Annotated in this window: 19 protein-coding genes; 10 read left to right on the forward strand and 9 right to left on the reverse strand. The window is 70.4% G+C overall.

The genetic code is table 11. The features are described 5' to 3' along the window. Positions 1-76: 76 nt before the first annotated feature. On the reverse strand, positions 77-1717 hold the full coding sequence (locus OG385_RS33715; RefSeq protein WP_266861557.1) for an APC family permease: 1641 nt from the start codon (positions 1715-1717) through the stop codon (positions 77-79). Between the two features lie 357 nt (positions 1718-2074). Next, entirely contained in the window at positions 2075-2563 is a 489-nt protein-coding gene (locus tag OG385_RS33720; RefSeq protein WP_266861558.1) for a hypothetical protein, read from the reverse strand. Positions 2564-3129: 566 nt separating this feature from the next. Here OG385_RS33720 and OG385_RS33725 point away from each other — a divergent pair. The 3 genes from OG385_RS33725 to OG385_RS33735 all read left to right on the forward strand — a co-directional run bounded on the left by OG385_RS33725 (position 3130) and on the right by OG385_RS33735 (position 6143). Next, positions 3130-3894: a GntR family transcriptional regulator gene (locus OG385_RS33725; RefSeq protein ID WP_266861560.1), complete on the forward strand. Its 765-nt coding sequence runs from the start codon at positions 3130-3132 to the stop codon at positions 3892-3894. Positions 3895-4161: 267 nt separating this feature from the next. Next, a complete protein-coding gene (locus OG385_RS33730) occupies positions 4162-5589 on the forward strand; it encodes an MFS transporter (RefSeq protein ID WP_266861562.1) in 1428 nt (475 codons plus the stop codon). An 80-nt stretch (positions 5590-5669) separates the two neighbouring features. Further along, a complete protein-coding gene (locus tag OG385_RS33735) occupies positions 5670-6143 on the forward strand; it encodes a VOC family protein (RefSeq protein WP_266861564.1) in 474 nt (157 codons plus the stop codon). Between the two features lie 15 nt (positions 6144-6158). Here the strand turns inward: OG385_RS33735 and OG385_RS33740 are convergent, their stop codons facing one another. Continuing rightward, complete coding sequence (locus OG385_RS33740) at positions 6159-7208, reverse strand: GlxA family transcriptional regulator (RefSeq protein WP_266861566.1); 1050 nt, start codon at positions 7206-7208, stop codon at positions 6159-6161. A 129-nt stretch (positions 7209-7337) separates the two neighbouring features. On the opposite strand from OG385_RS33740, the gene OG385_RS33745 reads away from it, so the two are divergent. Then, on the forward strand, positions 7338-7976 hold the full coding sequence (locus OG385_RS33745) for an HD domain-containing protein (protein ID WP_266861567.1): 639 nt from the start codon (positions 7338-7340) through the stop codon (positions 7974-7976). Between the two features lie 71 nt (positions 7977-8047). Here the strand turns inward: OG385_RS33745 and OG385_RS33750 are convergent, their stop codons facing one another. From OG385_RS33750 to OG385_RS33765, 4 genes are all read right to left on the reverse strand, one after another. Further along, entirely contained in the window at positions 8048-8917 is an 870-nt protein-coding gene (locus OG385_RS33750; RefSeq protein ID WP_266861568.1) for a hypothetical protein, read from the reverse strand. Continuing rightward, positions 8917-10185, reverse strand: a complete 1269-nt coding sequence (locus OG385_RS33755; protein ID WP_266861570.1) for a VWA domain-containing protein — start codon at positions 10183-10185, stop codon at positions 8917-8919. Before OG385_RS33755 ends, OG385_RS33750 begins: the two co-directional genes overlap by 1 nt. A 134-nt stretch (positions 10186-10319) precedes the next feature. Continuing rightward, positions 10320-10892, reverse strand: a complete 573-nt coding sequence (locus OG385_RS33760) for a hypothetical protein (protein WP_266862164.1) — start codon at positions 10890-10892, stop codon at positions 10320-10322. 126 nt (positions 10893-11018) lie between these two features. Then, complete coding sequence (locus tag OG385_RS33765) at positions 11019-11837, reverse strand: methyltransferase domain-containing protein (RefSeq protein ID WP_266861571.1); 819 nt, start codon at positions 11835-11837, stop codon at positions 11019-11021. Between the two features lie 336 nt (positions 11838-12173). Here OG385_RS33765 and OG385_RS33770 point away from each other — a divergent pair, with 336 nt between their 5' ends. Next, complete coding sequence (locus OG385_RS33770) at positions 12174-13535, forward strand: NAD(P)/FAD-dependent oxidoreductase (RefSeq protein WP_266861572.1); 1362 nt, start codon at positions 12174-12176, stop codon at positions 13533-13535. A gap of 27 nt (positions 13536-13562) precedes the next feature. On the opposite strand, the gene ligD is transcribed toward OG385_RS33770, so the two are convergent. Further along, positions 13563-14588, reverse strand: a complete 1026-nt coding sequence (gene ligD / locus OG385_RS33775) for a non-homologous end-joining DNA ligase (protein ID WP_266861573.1) — start codon at positions 14586-14588, stop codon at positions 13563-13565. Positions 14589-14662: 74 nt separating this feature from the next. Here ligD and OG385_RS33780 point away from each other — a divergent pair, with 74 nt between their 5' ends. The 5 genes from OG385_RS33780 to OG385_RS33800 all read left to right on the forward strand — a co-directional run bounded on the left by OG385_RS33780 (position 14663) and on the right by OG385_RS33800 (position 19491). After that, positions 14663-15727: an ATP-dependent DNA ligase gene (locus OG385_RS33780; RefSeq protein ID WP_266861575.1), complete on the forward strand. Its 1065-nt coding sequence runs from the start codon at positions 14663-14665 to the stop codon at positions 15725-15727. A gap of 132 nt (positions 15728-15859) precedes the next feature. Beyond that, on the forward strand, positions 15860-16348 hold the full coding sequence (locus tag OG385_RS33785; RefSeq protein ID WP_266861577.1) for a MarR family winged helix-turn-helix transcriptional regulator: 489 nt from the start codon (positions 15860-15862) through the stop codon (positions 16346-16348). Positions 16349-16623: 275 nt separating this feature from the next. Next, positions 16624-16827, forward strand: coding sequence for a cold-shock protein (locus OG385_RS33790; protein WP_164265153.1), 204 nt, complete (start codon positions 16624-16626; stop codon positions 16825-16827). 374 nt (positions 16828-17201) lie between these two features. After that, complete coding sequence (locus tag OG385_RS33795) at positions 17202-18746, forward strand: DEAD/DEAH box helicase (RefSeq protein WP_266861579.1); 1545 nt, start codon at positions 17202-17204, stop codon at positions 18744-18746. 211 nt (positions 18747-18957) lie between these two features. Beyond that, a complete protein-coding gene (locus OG385_RS33800) occupies positions 18958-19491 on the forward strand; it encodes a cupin domain-containing protein (protein ID WP_266861581.1) in 534 nt (177 codons plus the stop codon). A 79-nt stretch (positions 19492-19570) separates the two neighbouring features. Here OG385_RS33800 and OG385_RS33805 read toward each other — a convergent pair whose 3' ends face one another. After that, on the reverse strand, positions 19571-20455 hold the full coding sequence (locus tag OG385_RS33805) for a glycoside hydrolase family 19 protein (RefSeq protein WP_266861582.1): 885 nt from the start codon (positions 20453-20455) through the stop codon (positions 19571-19573). Positions 20456-20613: the final 158 nt, after the last annotated feature.

Genomic DNA, 20613 nt, shown 5'->3' on the forward strand with positions numbered 1-20613 from the left:
ACTCCCCTGTTCTCCGGCCCTGGTCCGGTTACGCCCCCCAGCATCGCATGGCCGGGTTCTCCGGGATCCGAGCAGGTCAGGGGCGGATCGGATCGGGCAGTCCGGGAGCACTCCCGGGATCGGCGTCGGGGTGCGCCCTGAGGTGGCCGGCGCCCGAGCGGACCGCCCACCCGAAGACCGCCAGTGAGACCACGGCCACCACCGCCGAGTCGTACGGGGCCGGCAGCCGTCCCGATCCGCCGAAGCTCCCGAGCCAGGACAGCAGGGTCAGCGCGGCCAGATAGAAGACCAGCCAGGCTCCGCTGCGCAGTTCGTCGCGCGGGGACGGGCCTTCGGTGCCGCGCCGCAGCATCAGGAACAGCGGAACACCCGCGAGCACCAGCGGCAGCGCGAGCCGCAGGTCGTGCCAGCCCGACCAGAAGACGAACTCGCCCGACACCATAAAACTGACCGGCGCGATCCAGCGCACTCCGGGCACCCGGCCGTCCGCCCGCGGCACTCCCCGCTCCCGGTCGTGCGCCCGGAACACCGCGGCGGCGACCGCGGATGCCGCGTAGATGAGCAGATACATGTCGCCCATGACGCTGACGATGTCCTGCCAGCCGCCGAACGGCAGCATGAAGACGACGATGACGGCGAGATTGAGCAGCAGCGCCCGGTGCGCCGTTCCGGAGCGGGGATCGATCCGCATGAAGAAGCGGGGCAGCAGGCCGTTCTTGGCCAGCGCGTAGGTGTGCCGGGCGTCGATGGCCACTCCGACGTACGCCGAACCGCCCGGGGAGAGCACCGCGTCCGCGTAGAGCAGGGTCGCGAGCCAGTGCAGGTTGAGTACGAGGGCGAGCTGGCCGAAGGGCGAGTCGAAGTTGACGCCGTGCCAGCCGTGGCCCAGCAGGGAGTCGGGGACGGTGAAGAGGAACGCCAGCTGGAGCGCGAGGTAGACCAGGACGGCCAGCGCGATCCCGGTGAGTACAGCGGCGGGTACGGTCCTGCGCGGATTGCGGGCCTCGCCGGAGAAGTCGAGGGGCGCCTGGAATCCGTTCACGGAGTACACGATGCCGCCGCCGGCGAGGGCGGTGAGGCAGGCCGCGTAGCCGTACGGTGCGAAGCCGCCGTGGTCGGTGAGGCGGCCGGAGTGGGTGCCCGAGAGGAAGAGGGCGATCACGGTGACGACGGGGATGACGACCTTGAGGACTGACACCAGGTTGTTCAGCCGTGCGAACACGCGCACCGCGAACCAGTTGAGCACCGTCAGCAGCGCGCTCAGCGCGGCGGCCACGCCGAGGCCGGTCGCGGTGAGTCGGCCTCCGTGGTAGAGGCCGGGCAGGTAGTGCGCCGCGTACTGCATGATGGCGCTGATCTCCGCGGCCGTGCCGCCGACCGACAGCAGGACGGACCAGCCGATCACGGTGCCGACCAGCCGCCCACTGGCGTACAGCGGCCAGCGCACGGTGCCTCCGCCCTCCGGACGGGTCGCCCCGAGCTCCACCATCACCAGCGCGACCAGGGCGCACAGCGCACCGGCGGCGATCCAGGACAGCAGGGCGGCGGGCCCCGCGGTCTGGGCGGCGTACAGGGCGGCGAACAGCCAGCCCGAGCCGAGGATGTTGGAGAACCCGATCGCTGTCAGGCCCCAGAACCCGAGGTCCATGCGGAGCCGGTACTCCTGGGAGAGTGCGGCCGGGACGGCACGTGCTTCCGGTGGCTGGTTCTGCGGCACGTGACACGTCTCCTCGCCTGCTGCGTGACCTTCGGGTGCCCAGCGTGCCACGCGTTACTGCGGACGTAGCCGTAGTCGGGAGATTGCCGCGCTGCGTGATCAGCGGGTGCCCGTACCGAATTCACCTCGGCGGAGCGTCGGGAGGGAATCACAGGACGGGATTCAAGGGGCGGGGAGAACCGGAGAGTGCGCGAAGCGGGCGGTATTTCCGGTTTCCAACCCGGAAGCACCATGAGGGAATTCCTGAACACACCGAGCGCGGTGCGGAATGGCAGGCTGTTCGCGGAATCCGTAGTGCCTCCCGCATGGGCCTGCTCATACGCTCAGGCGCTGATCACCTGTCTCTGGATACCTGTCTCAGAAAACGAACGGACCGGGAGACTGCGCCGTCGTGGCGTTGCAGTCGATACTCACGCCGAAGATGGTCATGGACAGCGCGGTACCGCCGGTGTACGAGTCGAGGCTGTCGCCGGCGGCGACCGTTCCGGTGAGCGGGCCGATGGTGACGGCGGAGCCGGCCGGGAGGTCCGGGTTCTTCGTCCCGGAGAACACGGTGGTGCCGCTGCCGTTCTTCGCGAGGGTGAGGGTCGCGGCCATGGAGTCCGCGCCGACATGGACGGGGGTGGTCACTGCGGAGGTCAGGGTGATCGTCGCCGCCGTGCCGCTCTGGGTGGCGGTCAGCGTGGCCGAACCGCCGCCCCAGGTACCGCAGTCGTACGTGGCTGTCGCCGTCTGCGGCGTCACGGCTGACGCCGATGAGGTGAAGCCGAGGCCCACCACCGCCGCCGCTCCCACAGCGACTGCCGCACGCAGGACGGCTCTGCTGCTTCTGCTTCCGTGCCTCATAAGTCTTCCTTCCTTCAGTTGAGTTGACCTTTCGGGCGTACCGATACCCGTCGCATTTCCCTCCCGGGCGCTCGCCGATTTCCCGGCAGCTTTCCCGGTCGGTTGCCGGAGAGAATTACTGACTGCGTTCTCGGACACAGTCCGGCCGGGGGCCGGATCCGGTCCGGTACCAAAGTCATCTGACGAGCCGTCGGATGCCGTTGTTCATTGATGCGCGGGTGGCAAGTGATTACAAGAGACACGGCCTTGATTCTTAACAGCACCTCACCCCTCAATGGCACCAGAACAAGCCAACCCGGACCGCCGAGAAGGCCGGGAACGATCCGGGGCGGTCCGGGAGCGGTCCGGGAGCGCCGGCCCCCAGGATCACCGGCCGGTGGCGGATCCCGGTGGCGGATCCCGGACCCGGCAGCGCATTACCCCAGGTCCAGGCATCATCGCAGGTCAAAGGTGGTGGCGTAACAAGGGCGAAATATTCTGGACGTAGCTTGGGCGACCGGTGGTGAACGGCACTGCCGGGCCACGCCGCCAGGTGTGGGTCGTGCGAGGAGAACGGGAGCGGCGCCATGGAACACACCTCGTCGGCCTCTTCCGAACCTTCCCCCGCACGGCGGGCCGACCGGGCCCGCAACGTCGCCGAGGTGCTGCGGCAGCAGGCCGCCGCGGGCCTGTACCCCACCGGTTTCCTGCCGGACGAACGCCTGCTGTCGAAGGACTTCGGCGTCTCCCGCAACACGGTCCGCCAGGCCCTGCTCATCCTGCGGGACGAGGGCCTTGTCGAGCGCCGGCGGGGTGTGGGGACGGTGCTGCTCAACCGCAAGCACTCCCATCCGCTGGAACGGCTGGCCGGACTGGCCGAAACACTGAAGTCGCACGGCACGGTCGACAACGAGGTCAGGGCCGGCGGCACGGTCGTCCCACCCGCGCAGGTCGCCCGCCGCCTCTTGGTACCGGACGGTGAACCGGTGGTCCGCCTGGAGCGCCTGCGGCGCCTGGACGGTATGCCGCTGTCCCTGGACCTCACCTATCTGCCGGTCGACATCGGGCTGCCGCTCCTTGACCTCGACCTGCGGAACCAGGACGTGTTCGCGCTCATCGAGCAGTCCTGTGGCCAGCGGCTGGGCGCCGCTGAGGTGACGGTCCAGGCCGTGAACGCCGACCCCCACACCGCACAGATCCTGGCGGCGCCCGTGGGGACCGCCCTGTTCGCGGTGGAGCGCCTCAGCAGGCTCGCGGACGGGCGGCCGGTGGACCTGGAGTTCCTCTCCGTACGCGGCGACCGGCTCACGCTCCAGGCCGATCTGCACCGCACCGGCCCAGCCGCCGGCTGACGCCCACGCTTCTCCCTCCCCTCGACTCCCCTCCCCTACCGCCTAAGCCCTCCCCCCCCCTCCTTGCCAAGACCGTTCGGACGCTGCTCCGGTCTGCTCTTCCCACCTGTCCGTTCCGCCCCGCGGGTGCTTGACGCGCCCGCCGACCAGGAGGGTCCCGTGCCCCGTTGCCCGGCCGTCCCCGAGCCTGTCCGGCCTCAGTCCCGGCCTCCGAGCAGCCGTACGACCGGCCGCAGGACGGCCGGATCACGCGCGACCGTCGTCGTCATGTGTCTGTGCGTCACCCTGGTGGTGGGCATGGTCTCGGCCGTCAATCTGGCGATCCCCTCGCTGTCGGCCGGCTCGCTGCACCCCTCCGCTGCGTCCGTGCTCTGGGTCGTCGACGGTTACGTGGCCGTCTTCGCGTGTCTGGTCGTTCCAGCGGGTGCGGTGGCCGACCGCATGGGCCGCAAGGGCGTCCTCCTCACCGGCCTCGGTGTGTTCACTCTGGGCTGTGTACTGGCCGCCGCGGCACCCGATGTGGGGGTGCTGATCGCCGGACGGATGCTCAGCGGTGTGGGGGCCGCCGCAGTCCTGCCCACCACCCTGGCGCTCATGGTCACCGGCGCTCCCGATCACCGGCGGTCGCGTCTCATCGCGCTGTGGGCCTCCATGACGGGACTGGCCGCCGTGCTCGGAAACGTCGGCGGCGGCGCGGCGATCCAGAGCGGATCCTGGCGCTCCCTGTTCCTGTACGCGGCCCCCCTTGCCCTTGTAGCCCTGCTGCTGGCGGCCTGTGTCGCCCCCACGTCGCCCCGTCTCGCCCGGCCGGTCGGCCCGGTCAGCGCTCTGCTGCTGACCCTTGGCTTTCTGGCCCTGCTCTTCGCCATCGTCTCCGGACCCGAACAGGGCTGGGGCAGCGGACAGGTCCTGGGCGCCTTCGCCGCCGCAGTCGTCCTGCTGGCTCTCTGGACCGTCCACGAACTGCGGGAGGAGCACCCGATCCTCGATCCCCGGCTGCTGGCCGGCCCGGCCGTGCGGGCGGGCGCCGTGGGCATGGTGTCCGTCTTCCTCGGCATGTTCGGCCTGTTCTATCTGAACGGCCAGTACCTCCAGTACGTCAAGGGCTACTCCGCCCTCGGGGCCGGTGTCCGCCTGCTGCCCATGGCCGCCGCCCTGCTACTGGCCCCGCGCTGCGCGACGGCGCTCAGCCACCGTCTGGACCGGCGGACCGTCATCAGCCTCGGACTGCTCGTCCTGGCGGGCGGACTGTGCACCGTCTCGCGGGTCGGCCCGGACACCCCTTATCCGGTGTACGCGCTCGGGGCGGGGCTGACAGCGGCCGGGTGCGGGCTGGCCACCCCGCTGCTCTCCGAGACCCTGATGTCGGCCCTGCCGGCTGACCGGGCAGGGCTCGGCTCCGGGCTGCAGAGCCTGACCCGCGAACTGGGCAGCGCGCTCGGTGTGGCCCTCACCGGCACCCTGATCACCGCGGGCTTCACGGCCAGGCTGCCCGCTGCCCTGCGGGGCCCGGACGCGCCCACCACAGTGGCCGGCGCCGAGGGCATGAGCGCCGGTCCGGAGCTGCACCGGGCCGTGATCACCGCCTTCACCGACTCGCTCAGCACCAGCATGCTGGTGCTGGCCGGTCTGGTCCTCGCCGCGGGCGCTCTCGTCCTCACCTGGCTGCCTGCGGAATCCCCCGTACGGACCTGAGGCCCGGCGATGAATTCCGGTCCGGGCGACAGTCAGTACAGACGCAGAAGCGGATACGACGACGACCGCAGGAGAGTCCCATGCCCAGGATCACCCCCAACCTCTGGTTCGACACCGAGGGCGAGGAGGCCGCCGCGTTCTACGTGTCGGTGTTCCCCCGCTCGGAGATCAAGCACGTCACGCACTACACCGCGGCCGGGCCCCGGCCCGCGGGCACCGTACTGACCGTCGACTTCGTCCTGGACGGCCAGGAGTACACCGCGATCAACGGCGGTCCCCAGTTCACCTTCGACGAGGCCATCTCGCTCATGGTCAAGTGCGCCGACCAGGAGGAGATCGACTACTACTGGGCCAAGCTGAGCGAGGGCGGCCAGGAAGGACCGTGCGGCTGGCTCAAGGACAAGTACGGGGTGTCCTGGCAGGTCGCGCCCACCGGGTTGCACGAAATCCTCACCGACCCCGACCCCACGCGCGGCGAGCGGGCGATGAAGGCCGTGTTCGGCATGAAGAAACTGGATCTGGCCGCGATCCGCGCCGCCGCCGACCGGGCGTAGTTCCGAACGGGACGCCTACGGTTCGGAACGGTGCACGGAAGCCGGGCCGTCCGGCGCACACCCCGGATCAGCCGGCGGCACCGCATCGCGCCGCTGCGCCGACCGGAAGCGCTGCTGGTAGGTCCGCGGAGACACCCCGAGGCGCGATACGAACGCTCTCCGCAGGGTCTCCGCACTGCGGTACCCGGCCCGTCCGGCGGCCTCGCCGACCGTGTGGCCCGCGTCCAGCGCGCGTTTGGCGGTGTCGAAGCGCACCGACTCGACGTAGCGCGCGGGTGTGGTGCCGAGTTCCTCGCGGAAGAGCCGGGTCAGATGGCGTGGGCTCAGGGCCGCCCGCGCCGCGAGTTGCGCGATGGAGTGTCCGGCGGCCGGATCGGCGAGCACCGAGTCGAAGACCGTACGCAGCGCCGACGTCTGCGGCCGGGGCCCCTGGAGCGCCGGTGAGAACTGCGACTGGTCGCCGGGCCGCTGGAGGAACACGACCAGCGACCTGGCGACCTGGCGTGCCATGTCCTCCCCGTGATCGTCCTCCAGCAGCGCCAGAGCCAGATCGATACCGGCCGTGACACCGGCCGAGCTGAATGTCGTGCCGTCCCGGACGAAGATGGCATCGGGCTCGACATCGATCGCGGGATACGCGCTGCGGAGCAGCTCGGTATGGCGCCAGTGCGTCGTGGCACGGTGTCCGTCCAGGAGGCCGGCCTCGGCCAGGATGAAGGCACCCGTACAGATCGAGCAGACCCGGCCGGAACGGGCGGCCAGTGCGGCGACGGCATCGCGCAGCGCGTGGCTGATCGGGTACGTCGGGAGCGCGTCCCCGCCCATGACCAGCAGGGTGTCGTAACCCAGGCCGGTCCGCGCGGCGTCGGCGTCGACGGGGATCCGCATCCCGGTCGACGCGAGCACTTCTGCGCCGCCGACGGCGCACAGTTCGAGCGCGTAATCGGCTCCCATCCGGTTCGCTTCGCTGAAGACCTCGCTGGGGCCGGCGACATCGAGAAGTTTCACCCCGTCGAAGACGACGACCCCGACCCGGTGCGGGCCGGGGCTCCCGGCGATGGTCATAGAGGCTCCTCGGGAGGGTTCTGCGTCCGGATTCGTGCGGAGTGTGGCCGACCACGGGGAGCGCGGCACCCCTGGCCGGCCCCACGCTATAGGTACCGAAGCAGGCGGCCGAGACCAACGGAGACCACGATGACCGAGACGATCGCGGGGATCGCCATTCCCGACACCGCACTGGCCCGCGAGGCCACGGAACTGGTCCGTGAGGCCGCCGGACCGCTGCTCTTCGACCACTCGCGCCGGGTGTTCCTCTTCGGCTCCCTGAAAGGGAGGCGGCGGGGGCTCACCCCGGACCCGGAGCTGCTCTACGTGGGGGCGATGTTCCACGACCTGGGGCTGACCGAGCGCCACCGGCGCACCGACCAGCGGTTCGAGGTCGACGGCGCTGATCTCGCCCGGGACTTCCTCCTGGAGCACGGCCGCAGCGAGGCGGAGGCCCGCGCGGTCTGGCTTGCCATCGCGCTGCACACCACCCCCGGCATCCCCGGGCACCTCGATCCGGAGATCGCTCTGGTCACCGCGGGCGTGGAGACGGACGTCCTCGGGCTGGACCTCGACGAGATCACCGCCGAGCAGATCGCGGCGGTCACCGGCGCCCACCACCGGCCCGACTTCAAGCAGCGCATCCTGCGGGCCTTCACCGACGGGATGAAGGACCGGCCCGACACCACCTTCGGCACCATGAACGACGATGTGCTCGCCCACTTCGTACCGGGCTTCACCCGGCAGGACTTCGTGGACATCATCCTCGACTCCGCCTGGCCCGAATAGCGCCGCGCGCCGCCGGGTCCCCGTCCGGCGCAGACCGCGCCGGACGGGGACCACTGCCTCAGGCCCTTGTCTCAGGCGATCGGCGGGCGCCGGTAGGACGACCTGCCGGGGCCGCGTGCCATCGAGTATCCGGCGACACCGGCGAGCGCGCCCAGCACTCCGCCGCCCACGGTCCAGATCCAGCGGTCGGACCACCAGCCGGACGACCAGCCGTCCTCCGGTTCGGCGGCAGTACCCGCGGGCGTCGCCGTGTCCGACGCGTCCGCCGAGTCCGAGGTGCCGGAAGTGTCCGACGGGGACGATGAGGCGTCCGGAGCGGTGACCGCTGTCAGCGGGGAAGAGAGCGAACCATCCACGGCATGTGCTCCGCCGCTGCCGGACGACGTGGCCACGACATCGGCCTGCACCGGCAGCCCGAGGTCCTCCTGCGGAAGGTCGAGGACCGTCAGCCGGATGTAATAGCTGCCCGGCAGCGGGTCGTTGGCCCAGGGCTCCGCCCAGGACCGGACCGTACGCAGATGGCAGGTCATGGTGACGGACGCGGCATCCGCTGCCGCCACCCGGGTCTGGCTGCCGTACTGGCACGACTGCCGCCTGCGCAGCCCGTCATAGACATCGAGCTGCCAGGTCGAGGCACCGTGGCGGGCCGAGGCTTGCGGCAGCTTCACGGTGGCGTCGACCGTGGCCGACTGGCCCGCGTCGGCGGGGAAGACCCAGTACAGGTAGTCGCCCGTCGAAGCGCTCGCGGTGGCGTGCTGCCCCTGCCGGACGGCGGTCGCCGTACGGAATGCCGTGCCCGCCTGGGTCGGCGCGCCGCTGCTGTCCGCAGAGGACGACGGGGCCGGAGACGGCGTCTCCGTGTCAGCCGCTGCTGTCCCGGCCCCGCCGAAGAGAGCCAGACCGGCCAGGACGGTGAGCGGGAGTATCCGGTTGATCCGCATCAGTTGGTCCTCCCGGCGAAACGCAGGCGCGAAATCCAGCCCCACAGCACACCTGCGACCAGGCCGGTGAGTGCCAGGACGCCGAGCAGCCACCAGCCGCGGCCGAGCCCGAAGGCGGCCACGTCGGATGCCTCGTGGGGTGCGTCCACGACGGCGATGTTCAGTTCGACGGGCAGGCCGGGCGTGGTCTTGACCGAGGGAGGCGCCGAGAAGGAGTTGCTGACCTGGAGGCAGACGGTCTCCGCCGCGGTCTGTGCGTCGTCCGAGTCGACGGACGGCTTCGGATAGCGCAGGCCCGTGGAGATGGCGTCGGTGCGCCCGGTGCCCGATTCCTGCCCTCGTACGATCTCCCGCCCCTGGACGGTCAACGCCCGGAGCAGTACGCCGTAGTCGTTGTTGACGGCCCGGTCGGCGGCGACGCTGACGGAGGCACGCAGTTCCTGACCGGGGCGGACGTCCACCCGGTACCAGCGGTGCTCGGCGAACCTCTCCCGGTCGCTGTAGAGCCCGGCCTTGAGCTGCGGGGCGTTCGTGCAGGTGTCCGTACCCTCGGTGGCCACCGGTGTGGCGACCGGGTCGGCCGCGCGGTCCACCAACTGCGTGACGCGCCCGGAGAGTTCATTGGTGTGGCGCACCGCGGTGTAGGTACCGCCGGTGGCGTCCGCGATGCAGGTCAGCTGCTTGCGGGTCTTGGCATCGGGCACCAGGCCCAGTGTGTCGATGACGAGGTGGATGCCCTGGGCGGCGATGTCGCGTGCCACCACGCACGGGTCGAGCGGCGCGCAGGTGTCCTCGCCGTCGCTGATGAGGACGATACGGCGGGTGGTGTCACCGCCCTTGAGGTCCCGGGCCGCCGCCTGGAGGGCGGGTCCGATCGGCGTCCAGCCGGTGGGCGCGAGCGTGGCGACCGCCGTCTTGGCCTCGGTCCGGTCGAGTTGTCCCACCGGGTAGAGCTGCCGGGTGTCCTTGCACCCGGTCCTGCGGTCGTTGCCGGGGTAGTTCGCACCCAGCGTGCGTATGCCCAGCTGCACCTCTTCGGGCACCCCGTCGAGCACTTCGTTGAACGCCTGCTTCGCCGCCGTCATCCGCGAGCCGCCGTCGATGTCGCGCGTCCGCATCGAACCACTCACGTCGAGCACCAACTCGACCTTGGGCGATGGCTTGTCGGACGGTTCATCGGCAGCGGCGGCGCCGGTGGGGAAGGTTCCGACGACCAGGGCAGCCAGGAGCGTGCACACCCCGGCCGCCAGCCGTTTTCTCATGATCATCACCGGATCGTACGGAGCCTTCCCCCATATCTCCAAAACGGTTCCCGGCAAGGGGAGTTCGGACCGAGCAGGCCGGTCGGCCGAATCCGTACGAGACCTGGAACCCGGTGCGAACCGGTTGGGCCAGGACCCGGTTACGCCAGGACCAGAACGGCAGCCGTGGCCGCGCCGAGCGAGGCGCCCGCGACCGTCTGCGCGACGGAGTGGTACGCGAGCGCGACACGGGACCAGCAGACCGCGGCCACCATGACGTAACCGGCGGTCCACCACGGCGCGTGGACGGCGGCCAGCATCGCGACGACCGCCGATGCCACCGCCGCGTCCACACTGATCTTCCATACGGTGTTGACCGCCAGCAGGACCACGGTCATCGCCCAGAGGGCGAGCATGGCCAGCAGAATCCCCCGGGGCGCGCCGCCGGCGATCATCAGGGCGGCGCCGGTACCGACCGAGCCGAGGATGACGAGGAAGATCGGGGCGCGCTGCCTGCGGTCGACCACATGCCGGTCGCCCCAGGTGCCGCGCCGGCGCTCCCACTCGATGAACGCGGCGGGGACCAGCCCCGCGCACAGGGCGCCGAGCAGCCCCCAGGGGATGCCGGTCCAGTCCCCCGCAGCCGCGATGCCGATACCGGGCATTCCGGCCAACAGGACGTTACGCGGCTGGAGTACGTCGGTGACGGTACGGGCCACGGCGGTGCTCGTCATACGGTGATTCGCCCCCGGCACAGCGACGTGGCGGTCCCTCACGGCAGCGGCGTCGGTGTCGGTGTTCATGGATCCGCACGATACCGGCGGGCGCGCCGGGGTGGCGTCGCGGCGTCGGCGGCGGGCTCAGGCGGGCCGGTGCGCGACGACGCCGAACATGGTGACGGACATATGCAGCGCGCTGTGCTCCGCGGCCGCCGTGAGGTCCGCGTACAGCTGGTCCCGCTGCTGCTCCGTGATCAGTTCGCGCTTTACGGCTGTCTCGCCGAGCATCCGGATGATGGGCCAGTTGACCTTCCGGTGGTCCTGGATGAGCGCCTGCGAGCCGAGGTCGTCGATCTCCAGCCCCACAGCGGCCAGTTGGCCTGTCAGTCTGCGCCCGGCCTTCGGGTTGGCCGCCACCGTGAGGGCGCCACCGGTGAGGACCGCCACCACCTCCGGGTCTCCGGGGTGCAGGATCGTGGTGGCCCAGTCGGTGTCGAGCAGGGCGACCCGCCCACCGGGCCGCAGCACGCGCGCGATCTCCGCGGCCGCCCTGTCGGGTTCCGCGAGGTGCTGGAACACCCGCTCGCACCAGACGACATCAAGGCCGGCGTCCTCCACCGGGAGCGCGTAGGCATCGCCGGGCACGAAGCGGGCACTGCTCCGTGCTTCGGCCGCACGGCGCTCGGCGACCTCCCGCAGTCCCGGGTTCGGCTCCACCCCGGTCGCCGCGCCGCTGTCGGTCACCGCCGCCGCGAGCACCTGGGTCTCCGAACCGGTCCCGGCCCCGATGTCGAGCGCGCGCTCGCCCGGGCGGGCGGCCAGCGCGTGGTGCGCCCACTCCCGCAGGCGGCGCACGCCCGCGCTCGCCGCCTGCGCATCCAGCGCTCCGACCAGCCGGTCGGTGGCCGAAGGTGTGATGTTCTCCGAGTAGAACGCCGATGTCGGCCGCGAATCCCCCATGCCCGCCACTCTAGGACCTCTGCCGGCGGACCGGCGCAGCCTCAGCCGGGCCCACCCGCTCAGCCGAAACTCACGCGCTTCTGCCAGGGCGTCATGAGATCCACGGTAGACAGCGCCGCCGAAAGCGGGCCCCGACGACACAGCGCCTTCGGCCGGACGCGCTCCGTGCCCGGCGGAGCCCTTCTGCGGGGTTCAGCAGGCGGACTCTCCTCCGGCCCGCGAAGATGGGCTGTGCCGGGCAGCGGTCAGGGCGCGATTCACACGTGCCGTCACCCGCCCCACGGGGCAGGCGGGAGGGGACGGATGACCGGGCAGACCTGAGAAGGGACGAACACCGTGGGACGACCCAGGATTCTCGTAGTGGGCGCCGGCTTCGCCGGAGTGGAGTGCGTACGCCGCCTTGAGCGGCGACTCATCCCCGGCGAGGCCGAGATCGCGCTTGTCGCGCCCTTCTCCTACCAGCTCTATCTGCCGTTGCTGCCCCAGGTCGCCTCCGGCGTTCTCACCCCGCAGTCGGTCGCCGTGTCGCTGCGCCGAAGCCAGAAACACCGCACGCGGATCATTCCCGGCGGGGCCATCGGGGTCGACACCAAGGCGAAGGTCTGTGTCATCCGCGACATCACCGGTGAGATCGTCAACGAGCGCTACGACCAGATCGTGCTGTCCCCGGGCAGCATCACCCGTACGTTCGACATCCCCGGCCTCGTCGACAATGCGCGCGGGATGAAGACGCTGGCCGAGGCCGCGTACATCCGCGACCATGTGATCGCCCAGCTGGACCTGGCGGATGCCAGCCACGACGAGGCGGAGCGGGCGTCCCGGCTCCAGTTCGTGGTGGTCGGCGGCGGCTACGCGGGCACCGAGACGGCCGCCTGTCTGCAGCGCCTCACCAAGAACGCCGTGAAGCACTATCCGCGCATCGATCCGAAGCTGGTCAAATGGCATCTGATCGACATCGCTCCGAAGCTGATGCCGGAGCTCGGCGACAAGCTCGGGCGCAGTGCGCTGGAGATCCTGCGCGGACGCGGCATCGAGGTCTCGCTCGGGGTGTCGATCGCCGAGGCCGGTCCGGACAAGGTGACGTTCACCGACGGCCGGGTCCTCCCGTGCCGCACTCTGATCTGGACAGCGGGTGTCGCGGCGAGTCCGCTGATCGCCACTCTGGGCGCCGAGACGGTACGCGGACGCCTCGCGGTGACACCTGAGATGACGGTGCCGGGGCTCGACGGGGTCTACGCCCTCGGCGACGCCGCCGCCGTACCGGACCTCGCCAAGGGGGACGGCGCGATCTGCCCGCCCACCGCACAGCACTCGATGCGCCAGGGCCGGAAGCTCGCGGAGAACATCGTGGCGTCGCTGCGTCATCAGCCGCTCCAGCCCTATGTCCACAAGGATCTGGGTCTTGTGGTCGACCTGGGTGGCAGGGACGCCGTTTCGAAGCCGCTCGGAATCGAGCTGCGCGGCCTGTCGGCGCAGGCGGTGGCCCGCGGCTACCACTGGTCGGCGCTGCGCACCAATGTCGCCAAGACCCGGGTGATGACCAACTGGATGATCAACGCCATCGCCGGGGACGACTTCGTACGGACCGGTTTCCAGTCGCAGAAGCCCGCGACGCTGCGGGACTTCGAGTACACGGACTCCTATCTCACCCCGGAGCAGGTGCGTGAGCACACGGCGTCCATGACCGCCCGCGGCTGACGCGTACCGTCCCGGGGGCGTCCCCGGCTATGCGTCGTGCTCCGAGTCGTGCCTGGCACGGCTCGGCTGTACGCGTTTGGGCTCACCCGGCATCTTCGGGTACTCGGGCGGATACGGAAGGTCGCCCAGGCCGCGGTCCCGTTCGTCCCGGTCGGCCAGTTCCAGCAGGGCGTCGAGGCGGAAGCGGTGGTCGTCCATGTCCGCGTGCACGTCACCGAGGTCGGCGTAGCGGTCCCGCATGGAGGCGATGTCGAAGTCGGCGGGGTGCACGCTGCCGACCTCGTCCCAGCGCAGTGGCGCCGACACCTGGGCGCGCGGATGGGGGCGGACCGAGTATGCGGAGGCGATCGTGCGGTCGCGGGCCGTCTGGTTGAAGTCGACGAAGATGCGCTCGCCCCGCTCCTCCTTCCACCAGGCCGTGGTCACCCGTTCCGGCATCCGCCGCTCCAGTTCGCGCCCGCAGGCGATGACGGCCCGCCGCACTTCCGTGAAGGTCCACCGGGGCTCGATGGGCACGAAGAGATGGAGTCCACGGCCGCCGGACGTTTTGGGCCAGCCGCGCAGCCCGCCGAAATCGTCGAGTACGGCGCGCAGTTCATGGGCCGCGCGCACCGCGTCGTCGAAGTCGGTGCCCGGCTGCGGGTCGAGATCGATCCGCAGTTCGTCCGGGTGGTCCGGATCCTGACGGCGCACCGGCCAGGGGTGGAAGGTGAAGGTGGCGAACTGCGCGGCCCAGAGCACCGCGGCCGGCTCGGTCGGGCACATCTCGTCCGCGGTACGGCCGCTGGGAAAGGTGACGGTGCCGGTGGGGATCCAGTCCGGGAGGTTCTTCGGCGCGCGCTTCTGGTAGAAGGACTCGCCGGCCAGCCCGTCCGGGTAGCGCTGGAGAGTGGTGGGGCGGTCCCGCAGAGCGCGGGTGATGCCCGCGCCGACCGCGATGTAGTACTGGGCGAGATCGAGCTTGGTGAAGCCCCGTTCCGGAAAGTAGATCTTGTCGGGACTGGAGAGCCGTACCGTCCGCTCCCCCGCTTCGAGCTCCACTGCTGCACCCATGCGCGTCACGCTAAGCGCCGGGTGCCTACTTCGCATATCGGGCGGTATGTGGCGTCCGGCGGCAGAATCCGAGTATGGATCTGCCTGTTCTGCCGCCCGTCAGGCCCATGCTCGCCAAGTCCGTGAAGAAGATCCCGCCCGGTATGCAGTACGAGGGCAAGTGGGACGGTTTCCGGGCGATCGTCTTCCGGGACGGCCCGGAGGTCGAACTGACCAGCCGTACGGGCAAGACGCTCACCCGGTACTTCCCCGAGCTGGCGGAAGCGCTGCTGCGCAACCTGCCCCAGCGGTGCGTCCTGGACGGCGAGATCGTCATCACCCGGGACGGCCGGCTGGACTTCGACGCGCTCACCGAGCGGATCCATCCCGCGGCGTCCCGGGTGAAACTCCTCGCCGAACAGACCCCCGCGTCGTTCATCGCGTTCGACCTGCTGGCCCTGGGCGACGAGTCGCTGATGGCGACGGGCCAGGCGGCCAGGCGGGAACAGCTGACCTCGTCGCTGGCCTCAGCCGGGCCGCCCGTGCATGTCGCGCCCGCCACGACCGACGCGGATGTGGCCGAGGACTGGTTCCGCACCTTCGAGGGCGCCGGCCTCGACGGCGTGGTCGCCAAGCCGCTCGACCTGCCGTATCTGCCCAACGAGCGCGCGATGTACAAGATCAAGCACGAAAGGACGGCAGACGTCGTCGTGGCGGGCTACCGCCTCCACCGGTCCGGCCCGGTCGTCGGGTCACTGCTGCTGGGCCTGTACGACGGCGAGGGCGCACTCCAGCACGTCGGCGTCTGCGCGGCCTTCTCCATGAAGCGCCGCGCGGAACTCGTCACCGAGCTGGAGCCCCTGCGCATGGAGTCGGCCGCCGGACACCCCTGGGCGGCGTGGGCGGAGGAGGCGGCGCACGAGACGGCGCGGCTGCCGGGAGCGCCCAGCCGCTGGAGCGGCAAGAAAGATCTGTCGTGGATTCCACTGCGCCCCGAGCGGGTGCTCGAAGTGGCCTACGACCACATGGAGAACGGCGCACGATTCCGGCACACCACCCAGTGGCGCCGGTGGCGCCCGGACCGGGAACCGCGGAGCTGCACGTACGCACAGCTGGAGGAACCGTCCGGTCCGGGGCTGGCCGACATCCTCAACGCCTGACCGGTCCCGGCTCCAGCGGGACTGTTACTTGCGGACGCCGCTTAATTGCAGGCGCGCTATAGTTGTCGGCGCGGAGGCACCGGCACGCCGGGTCGACAACGGCCCGGGTGGCTCCCGCCGAAGGAGGCACCGATGACAGCGAAGGACCCGGGGATGACCGCCCTGAGCCAGAGCTGGTGCGCCCTCTCCCTGCTGCACGGAAGGATCGAGGCGCACATCGAGCGCGCGCTCCAGGCGGGCCACGGGCTGAGCGTGCGCGAATACTCGCTGCTCGACGTCCTGAGCCGCCAGCACGACGGGGAGGGCGGCCATCTGCAGATGAAACAGGTCGCCGACGCGGTGGTCCTCAGCCACTCCGCCACCACCCGGCTCGTCACGCGGCTGGAGGACCGGGGACTGCTCTCCCGATACCTCTGCCCCACCGACCGGCGCGGCATCTACACCGACGTCACCCCGGCGGGGGCCCTGCTCCTGGAACAGGCCCGCCCCACCAATGACGCGGCCCTGCGCGCCGCCCTCGACCGGGCGGCGGCCGATCCGGAGCTGGCACCGCTCGTCAGGGCGGTCGAAGCGCTGAAGACCGTCCAGGCTGCCGAAGCAGCGGAGGCCACTGTCATTTAATTTCCGCCCTGCGGGAATAACGGCGCGATGTGTTGATTTTCAGCGATCCGAGCACCCACCAAGAAAATCTGCCCCACATCGCGGTGCTCAGCGTGCTACTGTCGTTACCAGTTGCAGTTGTGGTTCCCAAAGACTTCAAGTGCTCTCACTGGCTTTCTGTGCCGGTGGGCGCACTTTTGTATTTCCGGTGTATTCCGGACGTGGTAATCATCGCGGCGACGTGGGGTTCGCACAGTGCGGGCCTCCGGGCATTTTGCCCCGAAGGAGAGTTTCACATGGCATCTGGCACCGTTAAGTGGTTCAACGCGGAAAAGGGTTTCGGCTTCATCGAGCAGGAGGGTGGCGGCGCTGACGTCTTCGCCCACTACTCGAACATCGCCGCCCAGGGCTTCCGCGAGCTCCAGGAAGGCCAGAAGGTGACCTTCGACGTCACGCAGGGCCAGAAGGGCCCGCAGGCCGAGAACATCGTTCCCGCCTGACGCATGACACGCAGCTGGGGCCCGCACCTTGGGGTGCGGGCCCCAGCTCGTTGCTTTGTTCGGGCTTCGACCGGTTCCCTGTTACGGTTCCGGAGAGGGCCCGTTCCCAGGTGCGCACCGCGGCCCCGCTGGGGCAGGGTGCGCCGCCCGTCGCCTCCACAGGACGGACGAGGGCCCGCCTGACCCCCTATGCGCCGGTACACCAGCCGCCTCTGTTCGGCAGTTTCCGGCCGTTTCGAACTCACCGCCCCGGCTTTTCTCCGATCTGCCCGGCCTTGATTTCGCTCTTTACTTCGGCTCGTTCTTGCGATTCTTCGGCCTCTTGTCCGCTGCCGAGAATTCCTCGATACGTGCCACATCGAGGAAGGATCCGCATGGACCGCACAGCACGCACGAACGACCGTTACGCACGTACCCGCAGCGGTGGTGGCGCAGGTTCCGGCAGGGGCGGCTTCCGCTCCCAGGCGCAGAGCCGCTCGGGCGGCTCCGGCCGCTCCGGCGCGCCCAGCCGCTCCGGTGGCCGCGGCCGCAGGCCCGCACCGCAGGGCGAGTTCGCACTGCCTGTCACGATCACACCGGCGCTGCCCCCGGCCGCCTCGTTCGCCGACATGGAGCTGCCGCCCGAGCTGCTGAAGATGCTCACCAGCCTGGGGATGAACGAGCCCTTCCCGATCCAGTCCGCCACGCTGCCGAACTCGCTGGCAGGCCGGGACGTCCTGGGACGCGGGCGCACCGGATCGGGCAAGACCCTCGCCTTCGGCCTCGGCATGCTCGTCCGTACCGCCGGACAGCGCGCCCAGCCGCGCCAGCCGCTGGCCCTGGTCCTCGTGCCCACCCGCGAGCTGGCCCAGCAGGTCACCGACGCGCTCACCCCGTACGCCAGGTCGCTGAGGCTGCGGCTGGCCACCGTGGTGGGCGGTATGTCGATCGGCAGGCAGGCAAGCGCGCTGCGGGGCGGCGCAGAGATCGTCGTCGCGACCCCCGGCCGGCTCAAGGACCTCATCGAGCGGGGCGACTGCCGCCTCGACCAGGTCACCATCACGGTGCTGGACGAGGCCGACCAGATGGCCGACATGGGCTTCATGCCGCAGGTCACCGAACTGCTCGACCAGGTGCGCCCCGACGGACAGCGCATGCTGTTCTCGGCCACCCTGGACCGCAATGTCGACCTGCTGGTCCGCCGCTATCTGCACGACCCGGTGGTCCACTCCGTCGACCCCTCGGCGGGTGCCGTGACCACGATGGAGCACCACGTGCTGCACATCCACGGGTCCGACAAGTACGCGACGACCACCGAGATCGCCGCCCGTGACGGCCGGGTGCTGATGTTCCTCGACACCAAGCACGCCGTGGACCAGCTGACCAAGCACCTGCTGAACAGCGGCGTACGGGCCGCCGCGCTGCACGGCGGGAAGTCCCAGCCGCAGCGCACCCGGACCCTCGCGCAGTTCAAGACGGGCCATGTCACCGTGCTGGTCGCCACCAACGTCGCGGCCCGCGGCATCCATGTCGACAACCTCGACCTGGTCGTCAACGTCGACCCGCCCAGCGACCACAAGGACTATCTGCACCGGGGCGGCCGTACGGCGCGCGCGGGAGAGTCCGGCAGCGTCGTCACCCTCGTACTGCCCAACCAGCGCCGTGAGATGAGCCGGCTGATGGCCGACGCCGGAATCACGCCGCACATCGCCCAGGTGCGGTCCGGGGAGGCCGAGCTGAGCCGTATCACCGGCGCCCAGGCGCCCTCCGGTGTCCCGGTCACCGTCTCCTCACCGGTCGCCGAGCGCACCAAGGGCAGCCCCTCGTCGGCCCGCGGCCGACGCAGCCGCCCCGCCCAGGCACGCCGCACGGCGGGTGCGCCCCGCGGCCGCTCCGGCAATCCGCCGCAGCAGTCGTCCTCGTACAAGAACGTCGCCTGACCGAAGCCCCGTACCGGGTGACCTGCTGATCGCCGCTCCGCACTGCGCGGGGCGGCGATCGGGCTTTCCGGGGTGTCCCGTCCGGGCCTCCGCGGCGGAGCGCCGGCGTTCCGGAACCCACCGGGCAGCGCCGGACGATTCTTGACTTACCGTTGTCCGCCTCTCTACGGTCGGCGCCTGGAACCGGTCCGTACCGACGAGCAGGAATCCCATGGCCCCGCACCCCCCTCCGCCCGCCGACGGCGCTTCCGCGGCAGGACACGACGCGTTCCACCCCGACTTCACCCCCGGGGACGCCGACCGGAATCCAGGACCGCTGCGTGCCAGGCTGCACCACGTACGCGCCGGGTCGCTCGACGGCGGGACCGCGCAGAGCGGTGGTATGCAGCGGTTCGCCGCGATCAGTGGGAAGACCGTCGGTTCGGAACGCATCTGGATGGGCGAGACGCATGTCGCGCCGGACACGGCGTCCTCCGACCACCATCACGGGGCGTCGGAGACAGCGATCCATGTCGTCGCGGGACACCCGGAGTTCGTCTTCCTCGACGACGCCGGCGGTGCGCCCGAGGAGGTGCGGATCCGGACCGGACCGGGCGACTACGTCTTCGTCCCGCCCTATGTGCCGCACCGCGAGGAGAACCCGAGCCCCGACGAGACCGCTGTCGTCGTCATCGCCCGGAGCACTCAGGAGGCCGTGGTGGTGAACCTCCCCGGGCTGTACGTGCTGGGTGAGCCGCCTGCCTGATCACAGACCTGCGGGCCGGCGGGGCGGGGCGCTCACCGCGCGCCACGCCCCACCGGCGCGTTCCTTGGGTCTCCGCGGGTCAGCAGCTGAGGTTGGACCCCGGGGTGGTGCCCAGGATCTGGACGAAGCTCTGGTAGCTGTCGATCCGGCTCTGCACCTGCGCGGGGTTGCCGCCGTCGCATTCGATGCTGCCGTTGATACTGCGGATGGTCTGGCCGAAGCCGGCGCCGTTGACCATGGCGTTGTGCGGGGTCATCGTGCCGGGGCCGGTCTGGGTGTTCCAGTACCAGAGGCCGGTCTTCCAGGCCACGGCCGGGTCGGTCTCCACCAGGCTCGGATTGTTGAGCAGGTCGATGCCCAGCGCGTCGCCCGCCGCCTTGTAGTTGAAGTTCCAGCTGAGCTGGATCGGTCCCCTGCCGTAGTAGGAAGCCTGGCCCGCCGGGCACCCGTAGGGCTGTGACGTGTCGCAGTAATGGGGGTAGTTGGAGGTGTCCTGCTCGACGACGTAGACGAGACCGCCGGTTTCGTGGCTGACGTTCGCGAGGAACGCGGCGGCCTCCTGGCGCTTGACCGTGTCGCTGCCGGTGTTCGCGAAGGCGGGGTAGGAACTCAGCGCCGCGGTCAGCCCGCTGTAGGTGTAGAAGGAATTGCGGTTCGGGAACATCTGGTTGAACTGCGCCTCGCTGACGACGAAGTCCGAGCCGGCGGGCGGCACGCTGCCGCCGTCACCGCAGGCACCCTGGTCCGACCAGACATCGGCGGAGCCGGGGGTCTCGTTCTGGGTCCACCATTTCGCCGACCAGTTGTGCCCGTTGTACGAGACGGCCAGTCCGCCCGTGTAGACGGAGGAGGAATTCCAGGCCGAGGCACAGGTCGCGGCCGAGGCCGGTGTCATCGGCAGGAAGACAGCGAATCCGATGGCCGCCAACAGGGCGGTGAGCAGAGCCATGAGGCGTCGTGACACGTGATCACTCCTTCGCGCGGCCATCGGGACAACGATGTCCGCTTGTGGGGGTGAAGGCACTCAAGCCCGATTGGTCTGGACCTGTCAAGAGGGCGTTCGGATACTGGTGCACGGTGCGGTGAGCCGTGGCGGCCACAGGCCCCAGCAGGTGAGGCCGT

The sequence above is a fragment of the Streptomyces sp. NBC_01306 genome, assembly GCF_026340465.1.
Taxonomy (GTDB): Bacteria; Actinomycetota; Actinomycetes; order Streptomycetales; family Streptomycetaceae; genus Streptomyces.